General features: G+C 41.6%; 10 protein-coding genes, 4 pseudogenes and 2 riboswitches. Of the genes and pseudogenes, 10 read left to right on the forward strand and 4 right to left on the reverse strand.

The window, feature by feature from the left end; translation table 11 throughout:
- Positions 1-59: 59 nt before the first annotated feature.
- Positions 60-1,265, reverse strand: a complete 1,206-nt coding sequence (locus PN838_RS16695) for an EAL and HDOD domain-containing protein (protein WP_272181396.1) — start codon at positions 1,263-1,265, stop codon at positions 60-62.
- Positions 1,266-1,488: 223 nt separating this feature from the next.
- A pseudogene (gene fusA / locus PN838_RS16700) lies at positions 1,489-3,580 on the reverse strand (elongation factor G).
- Positions 3,581-3,745: 165 nt separating this feature from the next.
- Here fusA and PN838_RS16705 point away from each other — a divergent pair.
- The 9 genes and pseudogenes from PN838_RS16705 (at position 3,746) to PN838_RS16745 (ending at position 11,974) form a co-directional block, all read left to right on the forward strand.
- A pseudogene (locus PN838_RS16705) lies at positions 3,746-4,344 on the forward strand (histidine phosphatase family protein).
- Between the two features lie 103 nt (positions 4,345-4,447).
- A riboswitch (cobalamin riboswitch) is annotated at positions 4,448-4,642 on the forward strand.
- Between the two features lie 104 nt (positions 4,643-4,746).
- Positions 4,747-5,564, forward strand: a pseudogene (locus PN838_RS16710) (ABC transporter ATP-binding protein).
- Positions 5,554-6,573 carry a FecCD family ABC transporter permease gene (locus PN838_RS16715; RefSeq protein WP_370661050.1) on the forward strand — a complete coding sequence of 340 codons (1,020 nt, stop codon included), beginning with the start codon at positions 5,554-5,556 and terminating at the stop codon, positions 6,571-6,573. The pseudogene PN838_RS16710 and the gene PN838_RS16715 overlap by 11 nt, the downstream one beginning before the upstream one ends.
- A 1-nt stretch (position 6,574) precedes the next feature.
- Entirely contained in the window at positions 6,575-7,645 is a 1,071-nt protein-coding gene (gene cobT, locus PN838_RS16720; protein WP_272181397.1) for a nicotinate-nucleotide--dimethylbenzimidazole phosphoribosyltransferase, read from the forward strand.
- Positions 7,642-8,469, forward strand: a complete 828-nt coding sequence (locus tag PN838_RS16725; protein WP_272181398.1) for an adenosylcobinamide-GDP ribazoletransferase — start codon at positions 7,642-7,644, stop codon at positions 8,467-8,469. Before cobT ends, PN838_RS16725 begins: the two co-directional genes overlap by 4 nt.
- Positions 8,469-9,020, forward strand: a complete 552-nt coding sequence (gene cobU, locus PN838_RS16730) for a bifunctional adenosylcobinamide kinase/adenosylcobinamide-phosphate guanylyltransferase (protein WP_272181399.1) — start codon at positions 8,469-8,471, stop codon at positions 9,018-9,020. The genes PN838_RS16725 and cobU overlap by 1 nt, the downstream gene beginning before the upstream one ends.
- On the forward strand, positions 9,017-10,510 hold the full coding sequence (locus PN838_RS16735; protein WP_272181400.1) for a cobyric acid synthase: 1,494 nt from the start codon (positions 9,017-9,019) through the stop codon (positions 10,508-10,510). Before cobU ends, PN838_RS16735 begins: the two co-directional genes overlap by 4 nt.
- Positions 10,497-11,110 (forward strand): annotated as a pseudogene (cobO, locus tag PN838_RS16740) (cob(I)yrinic acid a,c-diamide adenosyltransferase). The gene PN838_RS16735 and the pseudogene cobO overlap by 14 nt, the downstream one beginning before the upstream one ends.
- A 75-nt stretch (positions 11,111-11,185) precedes the next feature.
- On the forward strand, positions 11,186-11,974 hold the full coding sequence (locus tag PN838_RS16745) for a cobalamin-binding protein (protein ID WP_370661118.1): 789 nt from the start codon (positions 11,186-11,188) through the stop codon (positions 11,972-11,974).
- 174 nt (positions 11,975-12,148) lie between these two features.
- Here PN838_RS16745 and PN838_RS16750 read toward each other — a convergent pair whose 3' ends face one another.
- Positions 12,149-13,366, reverse strand: a complete 1,218-nt coding sequence (locus PN838_RS16750; protein ID WP_272181402.1) for a cadherin repeat domain-containing protein — start codon at positions 13,364-13,366, stop codon at positions 12,149-12,151.
- A 235-nt stretch (positions 13,367-13,601) separates the two neighbouring features.
- On the reverse strand, positions 13,602-15,365 hold the full coding sequence (locus PN838_RS16755) for a TonB-dependent receptor plug domain-containing protein (protein ID WP_272181403.1): 1,764 nt from the start codon (positions 15,363-15,365) through the stop codon (positions 13,602-13,604).
- Positions 15,366-15,465: 100 nt separating this feature from the next.
- Positions 15,466-15,593, reverse strand: a riboswitch (cobalamin riboswitch).
- Positions 15,594-15,781: 188 nt separating this feature from the next.
- On the opposite strand from PN838_RS16755, the gene PN838_RS16760 reads away from it, so the two are divergent.
- Positions 15,782-16,285 (forward strand): DUF6491 family protein, encoded by a 504-nt coding sequence (locus PN838_RS16760; protein ID WP_215964673.1) that lies wholly within the window; start codon positions 15,782-15,784, stop codon positions 16,283-16,285.
- Positions 16,286-16,459 lie beyond the last annotated feature (174 nt).

The following is a 16,459-nucleotide window of genomic DNA, read 5'->3' on the forward strand; positions in this document are numbered from 1 at the left end:
GGCCTCTTTAATTAGAAATGTGGTACGGGGCGGAGTGTACCACAAAGCAAATCAGAGCATTAAATGATAGTTTTAGACCAATCCAGCGCAAACGCATAAGCGGCGTCAACTTTTTCCATTGGTGCGTCTAATTGTTCGGCGTATTTGACCACAAGTTCTTCGTTATTTTGCTCTTTTGCTATAGCGATTTGGAGCGCAATTGAGCGGCGACATTCTATTTTTACCAATGCCGCTTTTATTTCTGGGTGCAATGGAATGAGTTGTAAAACGTCATCGAGTGGGTATCCTAAGATTAAATCTATCTGCGACAACATACCCGCTAAGAACGCTTTGTCATCAAATTTATTATCCGTTGCATTAGTCAGAACTATTTCACAAAATTTAGCTCGTTGAAGCGACTTTAGTACTAAATCGCTATTTTTCTCCGACGCTAAATTTGCGATTAACAGCAATGATAAATATTTTTTAACTTCGTGCTCACCTAAATATATAAGGGCGTGTCGGACACTTTCTATTTCTTTCTCAAGTTGCTTGTTTGCATTGTTTAAAAAGCGCAGTAATTTATACGTTAGCGTTATGTCTTTTAAGAATAGTTGTTCTAGTGTGTTGTAATTTAATTTAGGTTCGCTCACTAGGCTAATCAACTCGACAACTAGGTTTTGCGATAGGCTTACTTTGTTTTTCTTGATCATCTCAGGAGGAGAAAAATAGTATCCTTGAAAATAGGTGAAGCCGAGTGACAAATATTGAGCAAACTGTTTTTCTGTCTCAACCTTTTCCGCTAACCAAATAACATGTTTATATTCTTGACGCCTAATTTGCTTCATACATTGTAGAAGGCTTACCAGCTGAATGTCGACTTTGACTATTTGGGCAAATGGCACAATAGGTAACCATTTTTCATCAAAGTCAAAGTCGTCTAGTGCAAAAACATAACCTTTTTTACTGAGTGTTTCTAACGCTGAGATTAATTTGTCGGAGACTTCTACATCCTCAAGGATTTCTATAATAACCGTACTTGGGTCGATAAAATCTGGAAAGTTATTAATTAGCGTATCGGTGGGGAAATTTACAAAGGCTAATTTATTGTCTGTTACTTTCTGCAAACCCATAGTGAGTTCATTTTCTGCAATAAGTGTTGTTGTCGCCGTGTCGGGGTGTATTTTTGGAAATGTGTTGTTTTCAGTATCTCGAAACAATAATTCATAGGCATATAAATTATTATGTTTATCAACGATAGGTTGGCGGGCAACGTAGGAATACATGCTGATAATAGGGTCTTCTAATTTTCATACAATAAGTATTGGTAACAATAGTAGTAATGTCGGACTTTCACAATAGGGGAATGTCTTATATTAGAAAAATTTAATATTGTGAACTTAAGGCTGAGGCTGCTTTGTTATTCCTTCTAGACGTATTTTGTTGATTTACAGGCATAAAAAAACCGCTGAATAATCAGCGGTTTTTACAATAAATTTAGTTAAAAACTTATTTAGATTTTTTAGCTTCTTTAGCGGCAGCAATAACTTCTTCTGCAACACTGCTAGGACAAGGCATGTAGTTTTTGAATTCCATAGAGAATTGACCACGGCCTGAAGTCATAGTACGTAATGACCCGATATAACCAAACATTTCTGAAAGTGGTACATCAGCTTTAATACGTACGCCAGTCGCGCCCGCTTCTTGACCAGCGATCATGCCACGACGACGACTAAGGTCACCGATAACATCACCAACGTGATCTTCAGGAGTGAACACGTCTACTAACATTACTGGTTCAAGTAGTTGTGCACCTGCTTTTGGAATTGACTGACGGAATGCGCCACGTGCTGCTAATTCAAATGCTACAGCAGATGAATCGACTGCGTGGAAGCCACCATCGTATAGTTCGATTTCAACGTCAAGTACAGGGAATCCAGCAAGAACACCATTTTCCATCATACCAGCAAAACCTTTCTCGATAGCCGGGAAGAATTCTTTTGGTACGTTACCACCAACAACAGTTGATGCAAACGTGAAGCCAGAACCAGGTTCGCTAAGGCTTGATACGGTAATCAATTTTACCGAATTGACCAGAACCACCAGATTGTTTCTTATGCGTGTATGAATCTTCAACTGCTTGCGTGATAGTTTCACGGTATGCAACTTGTGGTTCACCAACTTCTAATTCAACACCGTAAGTACGTTTTAAGATATCAACTTTGATGTCTAAGTGAAGCTCACCCATACCAGATAGGATTGTTTCGCCAGAATCTTGGTCAGTTTCAACGCGGAATGTTGGATCTTCAGCAACCATTTTACCGATGGCAATACCCATTTTCTCAGTTGAACCTTTATCTTTAGGCTTAACAGAGATTGAGATTACTGGCTCAGGGAATACCATTGCTTCTAGGATGATTGGGTCTTTAGGATCACATAATGTGTGACCAGTTTGAACGTTACTTTTCATACCAACGATAGCGATGATGTCGCCCGCTTGTGCTGAAGTAAGTTCTTTACGGTCATCTGCTTGCATCTCAACCATACGGCCAACACGCTCAGTTTTACCTGTAGCAGCATTCATGATCGTATCACCTTTGTTCAGTTTACCTGAATAGATACGTACGAACGTAAGGGCACCAAAACGGTCATCCATGATTTTGAATGCTAACGCTTTGAAAGATTCATCAGCAGAAACGATAGCGTGACGACCAGTAGGTTCGCCTTCTTCGTCAGTTAGTGGCTGAGGATCAACTTCTGTAGGTGAAGGCAAGTAATCAACAACAGCGTCAAGAACTAATTGAACACCTTTGTTTTTAAATGCAGAACCACAGTATGTTGGGAAGAAATCCATTGTACGAGTACCTTTACGGATACAACGCTTGATGTCTTCCATTGAAGGCTCTGTGCCTTCTTCTAAGTATGCTTCGAAAAGGTCATCGTCTTGCTCTAAAGCAGTTTCGATTAACGCTTCACGGTACTCTTCTACTTTGTCAACCATGTCCGCAGGAACATCAGTTACTTCGTAGTTTTCAGGAAGACCAGTGTCATCCCATACGTAAGCTTTGCGTGTAAGCAAGTCAACAACACCAGTGAAATCGTCTTCGATACCGATTGGAAGTACCATAACTAGTGGGTTAGCACCAAGTACGTCTTTAGTTTGTTTAACGACGCGGTAAAAGTCAGCACCTAAACGGTCTAATTTGTTTACGAAGATAATACGTGCAACTTCTGAGTCATTCGCGTAGCGCCAGTTAGTTTCTGATTGTGGTTCAACACCACCAGAACCACAGAATACACCAATACCGCCGTCCAATACTTTAAGAGAACGATATACTTCAACTGTGAAGTCAACGTGTCCTGGAGTATCGATAACGTTAAAACGGTGGTCTTTCCAAAAACAACTTACTGCTGCTGATTGGATAGTAATACCGCGCTCAGCTTCCTGTTCCATGAAGTCAGTCGTAGACTCACCGTCATGTACTTCACCGGTCTTATGAATTTGACCAGTTAATTTTAAAATACGCTCAGTTGTTGTGGTTTTACCAGCATCAACGTGAGCGAAGATACCTATGTTTCTGTATTTAGATAAGTCAGCCATATCGTACTCTATCTTCTCAAAATGGATTGGTTAAAAAAGCCGCGGGATTCTACCATTAAAAGCATAAAACAGCACACTTTTAATCCAAAAAAGTTGGATTTGTTTATCGACTTAGTTCAATCTAGCTGGAATATAAGGTTGAAAAACGAACAAAAGTTCGTCGGAATGATTTTGAAAACCTGTTACTTTTATTTTTTACGGCATGGTGAATTAACCGGCAAAGGCCAGTTGGCAGGGCATACAGACATTCCGCTGTCAGTAGTGGGATTGCAACAAATGCGTACTTCCACTTATGGACTTGATATAAATCGCTGTATTTCTTCGCCATTAAAACGTTGCAAAGTATTTTCAAAAGAATTTTCAATTAATCAAAATTTGCCCCTAGATTTCTCTTCCGCAATCCAAGAAATGAACTTTGGCGACTGGGATGGCGAAGCGTTTGATCAGCTTTGGCAGATGCCTAAGCCAAATATTGGCGACTTTTGGGAAACACCTGATACGGTAACGCCGCCGCGGGGGAAACATTTGCTGATTTTTCGATTCGAGTCAAAGCATGGTGGGAACATCAAGTTGCACAGCATACAGAAGAAAACGTCTTGGTTGTAACCCACGCTGGTGTTATCAAACAAATCATTGGTTTGGTCACTGGGGTGTCGCCGTTGAGCAGTATTCACAGTCGATTAGAGGTTAAATATGGCGGTGTTATTTGCGTTAAAGTTTATTCCGACGACAATCATCCTCCTTGGGTAAGCCTTGTTTTTTAGCCTTGTTTTAAATCATGTTTTTTAAGTCAGGAGGCAAGTTTGACCTTGCTATTTATGTAGTCTTTTGGATAATAGCCATCCAGATGTCTGATTGTTCTTCATACTAATTGCTATTTTGCTGTATGATGGCGCTCAGAGACAACTTATTAAAACTGGGAATGTGGTTCGAATCCACAACTGTACCCGCAACTGTATTCAGAGCAATGTTTGAAACCACTGGCCAAAATTAAATTATGGTTGGGAAGGCAAACATCGAGTAGCTGAAAGTCAGGATACCAGAGTATTTTAATAAGAACATAATTGACCTAAACGAGCGGGCATACTCGTATTAGGGGAAACATCAGTTTACCTTTAAATTGATCTACCTCTTTACGCCCGCATTATTAGAGCTAAGCAAACGGCGTGACTTTGATATCTACACAGCAGCAAACTATTTTAGACGTTGACCAACTTTGTTGGCACGTTCAATCACGCGTTATTCTCGACAATATTTCTTGCTCCATTAATAAAGGAAGTTTTACCGGCGTATTAGGGCCTAATGGCGCTGGTAAGTCGACATTACTTCGTTGCTTTTATCGTTATATGAAACCAACTTCAGGTGTTGTGCGTTATATAGGTGATGACATTCAAACGTTGTTGCCAACAGAATACGCCAAACAAGTGGCTGTTGTATTGCAGCACACACCGCAAGACTTTCAGCTCAAAGTGGCCGATGTCGTCGCATTGGGGCTGACGCCTCATAAGTCGTGGTTAAGTCGCTTAGATGCAAACGATCATGCAGCAGTGCAAGCGGCAATGACACAGGTTGGTGTTAGCGACAAACAAGCGGATAACTTTGAAACTTTATCTGGTGGTGAAAAACAGCGAGTGATGATCGCCAGAGCCATTGTACAAAAACCGCAAGTTCTCATCATGGACGAACCAACAAGTCATCTTGATGTCAAATATCAAATTCAAATTATGGAATTGGCTAAGTCTTTAGGTATTACCGTTATAGCGTCATTTCACGACCTCAATCTAGCGGCTTCGATGTGTGACAACTTATTGCTATTAAAAGGGGTAAGTTGGTGGCCAGTGGTTCACCTAAATCGGTTATTACAGAACATCAATTGTCTAAGGTATTTGATGTTTGCACAAAAGTGTCTGAGCATCCTCAGCATAGTGCACCATTAGTTACTTATTATTATGGCTATGTTGCGGGAACCGACCATGAAGAATAACGCAACTCAACAAATGGTCTATTTTTCAGTAATCCTTTTGCTCATTTTAATCTTCAGTTTTGCATCAGCGTTATCTATTGGTGCCGCACAGTTGTCGTTTAGCCAAGTATTTGATTCAGTGTTTGGGCTATCGAATGATCAGTCTAGCTATATTAGTAGCATTGTATGGGACTTACGGATGCCACGCAGCTTATTGGCATTTGTCGCTGGATGTGGTTTGGCTTTAGCGGGTTTGATATTACAAAAAGTGACGAGAAATCCACTTGCAGATCCCTATTTATTTGGCATTTCCTCAGGCGCTTCTTTAGGTGTTGTTACCCTTATGTCTGTTACGTCGTTGGGATTTGGTTTTTATTTGTCGATAGGCGCATTTGTCGGTAGCTTGCTTGCCGTTGTGATGTTGTTAGTTATTGCAGGGCATTATGGCCCTAGACAAGTTGAAAATATGCTGTTGGCTGGCGTGGCGTTATCGTTTTTATTTAGCGCTTTTACCAGTTTAATGCTGTATTGGAGTGATCCACAAGCGGTCACCTCGATTATGTTTTGGACCTTAGGTAGTTTTGCCCGAGCGGATTGGCAAACCCTATGGATCCCCACCACAGTGGTTTCCATCTGTTTAGTTTTTATGTTTTTACATCAACGCCAACTCACCGCGTTGTTATTAGGCGATGAAAGCGCCACCACATTAGGGATTAATGTATCGCGACTACGTATCAATATGTTGCTGTTGAGTTCGTTATTGACGGCATCGATAGTTGCCCTATGCGGCGGGATAGGTTTTGTGGGGTTAATGATCCCGCATATTGTTCGTTATTTTGTGACTAACGGCAGTCGGTTTAGCTTTTTTGTCACCGCCTTTGTTGGCGGGATTTTTATGCTGTGGGTAGACATAGGCTCACGAATAATCTTGACCAATCAAGAACTACCTATTGGAATTATTACCTCAGCCATTGGCAGCGTATTTTTTCTGTCTCTCCTTTATTTACGAAAACGTAAGGCGCTTGATTAATATGTTTGAAATAGCCCCATTGTCGACTTCTTTTAGCGCTTTAATTACCAATAAAATTAACAATAAAACGAAACCACTTGGTGCCCTCGGTAAGCTTGAATTTCTTGCTGTAACATTGGCTGAAATTTATTCAGACAACGCAGGCGCATGGCAACAAACCTTAGAAATTACTCAGCCTAACCTAATTGTGTTTGCCGCTGATCACGGTATCGCAGCGCATGGGGTATCCATAGCGCCCAGTGAAGTGACACAACAAATGGTGATGAATTTTGCCAACGGCGGAGCGGCCATTAACGTGTTTACTCGTCAGTGCCATTGGCAACTCACCGTCGTTGACGCGGGTATACTTGTTCCTGTTGCTGAATCCCTTGGAGTTTTAAACCAAAGATTAGGCGCGGGGACACAGGCCATTCATTTGCAAGATGCGATGACAACGGCGGAAGTTATCAAAGGTTTTGAGCTGGCTAAATCTCTTGTCGCTGAGAAACATCAACAAGGCTGTAACTTAATTGCATTTGGTGAAATGGGCATAGGCAATACGAGTAGTGCGTCGGCTTTGATGGCGGTTATATTAAATTTATCGGCGGCCGACGCCGTAGGTCGAGGTACCGGCATTAGCGATAATGTATTTAAGCATAAAATCAAACTAGTCCAACAGGCTGTCGACAGAATAAAGGTGTCACAACCGACTCCTAATGAGCCAATCACATTGTTAGCCCAATTAGGGGGCTTCGAAATTGTGCAAATTTGCGGTGCTATGTTAGCGGCGGCAGAGTTAAAAATACCCATTGTGGTCGATGGCTTTATTTGCAGCGCCGCGGCCATGGTAGCGAAACTCATCAATACACATGTCAGTGATTACTTAATTTTCTCCCATGCGTCCGGCGAGCAGGGTCATGCGGCTATGTTAGATTGGTTTGACGCGGAGCCACTACTGGATCTTGATTTGCGGTTAGGCGAAGGTACTGGCGCAGCATTAAGTTTGCCGCTCATTATGGCCGCTTGTGGCTTTTATAATGACATGGCCAGTTTTGAGTCAGCGCAGGTTGACGATGTTGTGACGAACCAATGAATTCAACATCAAACTCACAAATGAGCAAGCGACAAAACCTTCAACAACATTGGTTTTACTTCCGTTTGTCTCTGGTGTTTTTAACTCGTATTCCTATCGTGATTAAAGAGCAGGTCAATGACAATGACATAAACCACACATCCGCTTATTTTGGATTTGTCGGTTTTGTTCTTGCCGCGATTTTAGCCATTGTTAGTTGGCCACTGTTATTGATACTTCCTCCGGAAATTGTTGTCGCGCTAAGTATGGCCGTTAGCTTAATGTTAACCGGTGCTTTTCACGAAGATGGTTTGGCTGATACCGCCGATGGTCTCGGTGGTGGTTGGACTCAAGAACAAAAGCTCAACATTATGAAGGATAGTCGTATTGGAACGTATGGCAGTTCGGCGTTGATTATTGTTTTGTTATTAAAATACCAACTGCTTGTTAGTCTTATTAATGTCGGCTTTATTGAGTTTGTTGTCGCTTTGTTCACAAGTCATAGCGTGAGTCGAGTTATCGCGGTGAGCCTAATTGGTGCGTTGCCCTACGTGCAACTTGATCAACAAAGCAAAACCAAGCCGATTGCACAGGAGTTACCTAGCGGTGCATGGCGACTATTAATGTGCTCTTTAGCTATTGTTGGCTTGATATTGTTATTCGTATTGGAGGTTGCCATAACCCATGTTTTATTGAGTATTGGCGTTATATTGGCATTACGGTTGGCATTTAAGAAATACATGAAATCACAACTTGGCGGGTACACCGGCGATATATTAGGCGCCACACAACAAGTGTTTGAAATACTGGTTTACGTCCTCTTAGTTGTTTGGCTGGTGGGATAATGATGGGACCCAACAGCATTCACTTTATTTTAGGGGGCGCACGGTCTGGCAAAAGCCGTTTTGCCGAAAACGCTGCTGCAAGATCAGGAAAAAACGTCATTTACATTGCGACTGCCGAAGGTCTCGATGATGAAATGATTGATCGCATCGCACATCATAAAAACCATCGCCCAGCAAGTTGGGCAGTAATAGAATCGCCACTTCAGTTAGCCGATACGATAGAGCAAAATGCAACTGAACACACCTGCATTATTGTTGATTGTTTAACTCTGTATTTAACTAATTGGCTTTGTAAAGACAATGACGCGGCGTGGCAAAATGAAAAGCAGCGGCTGCTCAGCGTGCTGGAAAACGCGGCACACAATAAATTTCTGGTTGTATTGGTCAGTAACGAAGTGGGTCAGGGCATAGTCCCTTTGGGTGAATTGTCTCGTACTTTTGTCGACCAAGCTGGGTGGCTACATCAGGATATCGCAAGACTTGCTGGTACGGTTGATTTTATTGTCGCCGGTTTAAATATGAGGCTAAAACCGCAAAAGGGCGAACAATGAAAGTATTAATGGTGCAGGGTACTACGTCCGATGCAGGAAAAAGCACGTTAGTCGCTGGACTGTGTCGAGTCTTCTCAGATTTAAACGTAAAAACAGCCCCGTTTAAACCACAAAATATGGCACTTAATAGTGCCGTTACCGACGATGGTGGTGAAATTGGCCGGGCCCAAGCACTACAAGCCGTTGCGGCAAGACAAAAAACGCGAGTCGATTTTAATCCCATTTTATTAAAGCCAAACTCAGATACAGGCGCGCAGGTCATTATTCATGGAAAAGCCTTGAGTAACATGGAAGCGGATACTTACCACGACTACAAAAAAGTGGCGATGGACGCGGTACTGGTTTCGCATCAACGATTAGCCACTGAGTTTGACCTATTGTTAGTGGAAGGGGCGGGCAGTCCTGCTGAGATTAACCTTAGGGAAAATGATATTGCAAATATGGGGTATGCCGAAGCTGTCGACTGCCCGGTTATTATTATTGCCGATATCGATAAAGGTGGTGTATTCGCGCACCTAGTCGGTACATTGGCGCTGCTATCTGAAACAGAGCAGGCGCGGGTAAAAGGGTTTGTGATAAATCGGTTCCGTGGCGATATTGCATTATTACAATCGGGACTTGATTGGCTGGAAGATAAAACAAATAAGCCGGTTTTGGGGGTTTTGCCTTATATTCACGATTTAGCGTTAGATGCTGAAGATGCGATAAGCATTGAAAATAAGACCGGAACTGTGCAATTAAAAATTGCCGTAATTGTGCTTCCGCACATTAGCAATCATACGGACTTTGACGCACTTCGGTTACACCCAAATGTTGATTTACAATATGTTGGTATATTTGAATCTTTGCCTAATTGTGATCTGGTTATTTTACCCGGCAGTAAAAATGTCATTGGCGATTTGACTCACTTAAAAGACAACAAATGGCCGGCGCAAATTAATCGGCATTTGCGTTATGGCGGCAAATTACTGGGTATTTGTGGCGGATTTCAGATGTTAGGCCATACCATTTTTGATCCTAATGGTGTTGAGTCCAGTACGCCTAAAACCAAAGGGTTAGCATTAGCTGACTTTGAAACTGAGTTAACAGAATCGAAGATCTTAACTCAAATTGCTGGTACGAGTGCTCTGCACGCTGTTTCGTTTAACGGTTATGAAATTCATTGTGGCCATTCCACAGGCGCCGCATTACGTCAGCCAGCTTTTTATATTGACGACTATGATAAAGACAAGGGCATTGTGAAAAAACCTGACGGTTTTGTTTCAGACGATAATCAAATTATGGGAACTTACATCCACGGATTATTTGATAGCCCACAGATAAGCCATTTATTGTTTGACTGGATAAACCCTGCACACGGTATTAAAGCAGGATTTGACTTAAACCGTCATAGAGAAGAACAACTGGATCAATTAGCCGATTCATTACGCGCTAATTTAGATATGCAAAAAATACAACAAATAATAGGAATGACTCATGAGTCAAGATGAACTAAAAGCCCGCCGCGACGAGAAACACGCAGAACGTCAAAAACGGATAAAAAAGAAGTCGACGAACGAGTCGCTAAAGCACAAATCGAACAAGGTGTATTCCAAGTGATAACCGGAAACGGTAAAGGAAAATCTACGTCTGGTTTTGGCACTGTTGCACGTTGTGTTGGGCACGGTATGAGTGCCGCAGTGGTGCAATTCATTAAAGGCGGCTGGGAGTGTGGTGAACGCAATTTATTGCAAAAAGTTGGTGTTCCATTTACGTTTATGGAAACCGGCTTTACTTGGGAAACGCAAAATCGTGACTCAGATACGGCCGCAGCTCAGGAAGCTTGGGTTGTCGCTAAGCAGTACTTGGCAGATGAGAGTATCGATTTGGTTTTACTCGACGAATTAACGTATATGATCACCTACGATTACATCGAACTTGGAGATGTGCTCGAAGCGATAAAAAATAGACCAAAAATGCAATCAGTGATCTTAACCGGTCGCGGCGCGCACCGTGAATTAACTGAATTGGCCGACACGGTTAGTGAAGTTAGAAACGTCAAACACGCCTTTGATTCGGGTGTGAAAGCACAAAAAGGATTTGATTTCTAACCCATGAAAAATCTGATAACCGCGAGTATTTTAACGTGTCTAATTAGCTTCGGCCTAACGGTTTCGAGCTCTGGCATGGCTGCGTCCAAAGCGAACATAAAACCAGCGACGCGAATTATTGCGCTCGCACCGCATATCGTTGAGTCGTTATTTGATATTGGTGCGGGTGATAAAATTGTCGCCACTGTCGATTATGCCGATTACCCCGTGGAAGCGTTAGATATTCCAAGGGTTGGAGGCTATTACGGCATTCAAATGGAAAAGATTTTGGCCCTTAAACCTGATCTCATCATTGTCTGGAAAGGCGGGAATCAAGATGCTGATATTGCTCAATTAGAAAAGTTGGGGTTACCTGTGATTTACAGCGAGCCTACTTCATTGAGTGGCGTTACGGCGGAACTTAGAATGTTTGGCGAGTTAACCGGCTTATCACATAATGCAGAGGTACTCGCGGATCAGTTTGAAGATGACTTGGAGATTATTCAACGACGTTACGGTAATCGCCATCCTGTTGACGTGTTTTATCAATTGTGGTCGGAACCGATGATGACAGTAAACAAAAATACATGGATCAATCAACTTATTGAAACGTGTGGTGGGGTCAATGTTTTTGCCAACAACCCAACTGAGTATCCCCAGATCAGTATAGAGAATGTCATTGTCGCTCAGCCTTCAATTATTATTATGCCGCAGGAAAAGTCAGATAAGCCTCAACCTAAAATCGATTGGCAAAAATGGACTGTTGTACCGGCGGTTAAAAACAATCAATTTATGGAAGTAGATGCTGATCTTATTCATCGCTTTAGTCGTCGAATGCTTATTGGCCTAGGTGACATGTGTAAAAAGATAGATGGGTTTCGTTAATTATTATTTGACGCTTTGAGAGGGGCAAGTGCTTAGCAAAGGGTTAACTATCAACGAACGCACAAATAAAAAGATAGGCAATAAAAAGGGCGTTTTAACTATCCGCCCTTTTTAAATTTTGAAAACTAAGTGTTTATGGTTTCTCGAACGCGCTCATTCAAGCGCATTAAAAACCTAGTCTTCTAAGATTGCGATAACCGCAGGGTTTAAGTCTGTAAGTAATCGCTCACCATATAATTCGCCAGTTTCTAAGTCGAGAATGTCTAAACCTGGCGTGGTGTTTGAGCCTACTGCAATCCAAAGATATCCATTGGCATCATAAGCAATAGCATTGATTGCTTCTTCTCCAGAACCCGCAACAGTTTGAGTGTTAATTTCACCGGTTGTTGGGTTAAATTGGTATAAAGCAGAAACTTCGTGGTATGACGGTTCATAAACACTTTGGCTTACGAAGAAAAACCCAGTGTCAGCGTCTACAACCACTGAAGCTTTGATATTAGCCGCTGTATTGTCCGTAATATCCGACGCAGTTAATACTTCACGTAGTGCAAACGTGTCTGTATCAATTGCTTCAATCATGCTGCCACTTAAGTCAAAGCTAGAGTAGCTATCGCGTGATGTAATAAATACTTCATCGCCAAATGCAACTAAGCTATTTTCAAGCGGATTAACGCCGTTAACTGGAATACCCATAACGCTATCGGTTGACGATGCATTGGTTTCAATTTCAGCGTCAGTTGCAGTATCAAACACGGCAACATAAGCTGATTGAGCGTTCCAACTATCGTCTATACGTTGCATGGCGATAAATAATTTACCGTCGGTGATTACTGCAGATGAAGGTGATGGGGTTTGAGCACTGTTATTTTCAGCATAAGCACTTAGGTCCAATTCACCAATTTTAAAGTCTTCAGCTTGAGTTGCTTGTGGATTAACAATCCAAACCGTTGGTGAGCCATAACGCAATAAATACGCTTTTTGATCAGAAGCAAATGCAATGGCATAAGGGTTACGAGATGTCGTGTCTAAGTCATCTTGAGTAGAGTAAGACCAAGTCGCCACATCGAGATTGTCAGAGGCAAACTTTTCAATAGTATCAATCCCAAAACGACCAATATGGAACACTTCGTTGTTATAGGCAGATACCGTAAAGTCTGACTTGTCTTTGACTTGATAACCTGTGCTGACTTGCGCGTCGTCGCCGGTAACCATAACTAATTCTGATGATGTATAATCAGGTGCAATCGTTTGAACAACGGCATTGCTAGGTGTGGTTTCAACAATGATTTCGACATCAGTGTTGTCATCTTTATTGTCGTCATCGCTACTACAGGCAGAGATAAAAGTGACGGCGAATAGGGCCGCGAGAGTAAGTTTGTACTGTTGTTTCATTAGAACTCCTTCAAAGTAAATTTAAAATTGATGTTTCGACCGGCCGCTGGGCGATTGGCTAAGTCGTAATAGGATTGGTTAAAAATGTTGTTTATCGCCAACGAGGCACTGTACTTGGCGTGATGCCAAGACAATTGCAGCTGCGTGGTATTGTTGTCCGTTGGAAAACCAGAATGAGACGAGACTTTATTTGCTCGGTCAAAGTACAAGTCGTTTTCGATTCGAGTTTGGAGGCTTAGATACCAAGTTTGGTTAAACGAATATTGGGCCTGAACTTGATATTGTTGGTGGTAAATACCATAAGCAGCTTTTTATTATCAAACACATGAATGTCAGATTGTGTATTTGAGTCAATGAGGTCGATGGTTGCGATAAGTTTAAAATTCGGCGTTACGGCGATATCCAATTGCGTCGATAGACCAAATAACGTTGATGACGCGACATTAGTGTAACTACCGATGCCACTTGAATTAAATATAGCGACGATTGAATTATCAATTTGTTGGGCATACAGCGTATTTTGAATATTGATATTTTGCCAACGGGCGAGCCAGTTAAGTGAAATTGAATTGGCAAGTTCAGCCTTTAAGTCTTCATTTCCTTTGAAAGAACCTCGGTCACCAAATAATTCGCTTAGCGTTGGGGTTCTTATCCCTTTAGCGATATGGGCTGAAATGCGATGATGGTTAAACCGATAACTCACATCAAATTCAGCTGAGTGGTGAGAATAACTGCTGTTTAAGCTCTTTGTATCTGGCTGGTAACGGGCGTCATTGGTGTTTTTAGCGTTCAAAAAATTCCACAGTAATGAATACTGTATAGCCGACTTTCCTAGCCAATTCAGTCGCGAGCCGAGGTTCATTAAACGTTGAGTTGCCTCAACATCACAGCTTTGAAAATTATTGCAAGCTGGGCGCTGTTGATTAACCCAACTATCTGAAACAAATGTTTGGTTATTGATATTAATGTAGGGCGTTACTTTTAGGGTGTTGAATTTTGTCGGAGCCGAAAACTGCACATAAAATTGATCTGTATCGTATTGGTAAATGTCGTTTTTACTTGCCTTTGGTCGGTCTGTATATGTTTCTTGTTGATTAAACCAATAGGCTTCCAAATTAACGGCGTAGTCGAGTTGCCACAAATCAAATGGTTGTATAGTCGCGTGTTCAAAACCAACTCTGTAGTTGGTATTTTCTAGCGTTGATGCCATTTCTGGAGAGTTATTTTGATAATTAGGAATGGCTTTGAGTTGCTCGTTATATTGAGCATTGATTGACGTTGTTGTGTTACTTGATGAAAACTCGTCACTTAAAAAATAAGTAGTTTTTCTAAAGTGATTATTCCGCAGAGGTTCGGTTATTGACTCTTGACTATTGTTAAAGCTTTGCGGTACTAAGTACTCATAATCATTGTCTGTTTGCTGGTGGTTTACACTCATCGACAACTGATGCTGTTTATAAAGCAAATTCCCTTTCAAGTTAATTTCTTGGGTTTGCCAACTGCCTAACGTGGCAGACAAACTTGCATTGCTGCCATCGCCTTTGATTGTATTAATTCGAATTTCGCCACCAATAGGTGTGACTCCTGTAGATGTCGATTGATATTGACTGACTTCAATTGACTCTATTAGTGCCAACGGGATCTGGTCTAAATCGAACCCGCCAAATTGACCGGTATTAATGAGTTGACCATCGATGCGTAGATTAACTTGTTGACTGGTTGAACCTCGGATTGAAATTGCAATTGGGTTACCCAACCCTGCCACCTGTCGTATTTGCACCGAAGGTAAGCTGGCTAAAACAGAAGATAAGCTATTGGCTGTTTCTAATAAGGCTTGTTGGTCAATTAAATAGGTATTAAGTGAGGTATCCTCGCTATTATTTAGGACTTCTATTCGCTCTATTTTTTCTACAGTCTGATCTGATTTTTCACCGACGTCAGCAAATGCCTGCGTTGCAGTGATTAAAAAGAAGTAAGCTGTAAATAAGAACTGTTTCATGTCATCTCGTAGTTGAGCTTATATAAGCTCGATGAGACGAAAAGGGCACACAAGGTCGCGACGAATAGGCGAAGTTGGATGCCGTATTCGCCCACCGCAAATCGGTTATTTATCTTAGGTCGGTATCGGGCTTATTTTTTCAAAATAACCGTTGCGGGGGCAGCGTTGGATTTTCACCAATCTTCCCAGTTACCCTACAGAGTAGGCACCTAAAATAATGTAGTAAATATCGTGTTGTAAAACACGACATCAGAATTTGGCGCGATAATAACAGGAAGCAAGGTGTGACGAAAGTTCTTGTTGGCTATATCGTATGTCGTTATTACAAATGGTTTAGATAGATAGTTACAATTGATAACGATATTGTAGTAGATTCATGGTTAAACTAAGTAAAACTAAAATAAGTAAGGGGTATTATGTTTAAGCTCATTTTATCAATAATTGTCGCTGGGTTTATATTGGTTGGTTGCGCCTCAAATAATACGCTCACGAAAGAAGAACGGACTGCCGCCTATGAACAGTTTGTGGTGGATAACAACCTTGAACGTACTGATAAAATCCCTGGATTCAAATTTGATCAGTGGTCCTCTTTAGGGGCGAAACACCTTATTTTATACCGTAATTTTCGCTCACCTTATTTAGTGACATTGCAACGGAACTGTTTTGATCTCGACTTTGCTCATCAATTAGCTATAGAACATCAAGGTGGGTCTTTGCGGGCTAAATTTGATTATGTGTTAGTGCCGAATACTATTCCTGTGAAATGTTTTATTTCGGCAATTCATAAGATCACGCCGGAGCAGAAGAAACAGCTAATGGCGATTGGAGAAGATCCTAAAACGTCCTCGCCAGATGATGCCGAGGATAATGATCAAGAAGCCGACGGTGAAGCGTCAGACAGTGACTTGGAGTCGGTATAACTCGACGATGTTATCGGAGCATAGGTCCGTAATAATTAGTGACTGAGGTCAATATTAAATCAAGGTGCTACGACGTAGTGCCTTTTTTATGTAATTTACAAATGGATTTGCGTCCATCCTCGATAAATACGATGAACAACAGGAACTTCGATATAAAAACCGATATTTGTTTAG

It is taken from the genome of Psychrosphaera algicola, assembly GCF_028401425.1.
Lineage (GTDB): Bacteria > Pseudomonadota > Gammaproteobacteria > Enterobacterales > Alteromonadaceae > Psychrosphaera > Psychrosphaera algicola.